The sequence below is a fragment of the Bradyrhizobium sp. Crot121 genome (genome assembly GCF_059512385.1).
Window position 1 is genome coordinate 1 of the sequence record NZ_JCAMOR010000358.1, and the last position, 472, is coordinate 472.

Genomic DNA, 472 nt, shown 5'->3' on the forward strand with positions numbered 1-472 from the left:
GCCATCTGAAAACTCCAACGCAATACAAGTGACTGAGAAATTAGGGAAATGACGTTTCCGAATCTTTAAGTGGGCCGCCCGACTTTGTCTCGAATTGGCAAAATACCAAAAAAGGTCCAACAGCTCTCACGCTTGCCAGATCGCTCAAGCGCGTGCTCTAAAATGCCATGGCCTTCACGCTTCGCCAGATCCAATATTTTGTCGCTGTCGCCGAACAGGGCTCGGTCACGCGCGCCGCGCAGAACCTGTCGATCTCGCAGTCCTCGGTGACGGAAGCGCTGAAGGAGCTGGAAACCGATCTTGGCGTCGAATTGTTCGAGCGCCATCCGCGCGGCCTGACGATCACCCACAACGGACATCAGTTCCTCCGGCACGCGACCAAGATTCTCGCCTCCGTCTCCGATGCGCGAACCAGCTTCGCCGGCCAGCGGAGTGCTCTCTCCGGCACGTTGAACATCGGCGTCACCTCGCT

The 472-nt window shown here is 57.2% G+C and carries 1 protein-coding gene; it reads left to right on the forward strand.

Annotation, left to right across the window (positions count from 1 at the left end):
• Positions 1-167: 167 nt before the first annotated feature.
• A partial coding sequence (locus AC5ZGW_RS46965) for a LysR family transcriptional regulator (protein ID WP_496114249.1) occupies positions 168-472 on the forward strand: 305 nt, incomplete at its 3' end.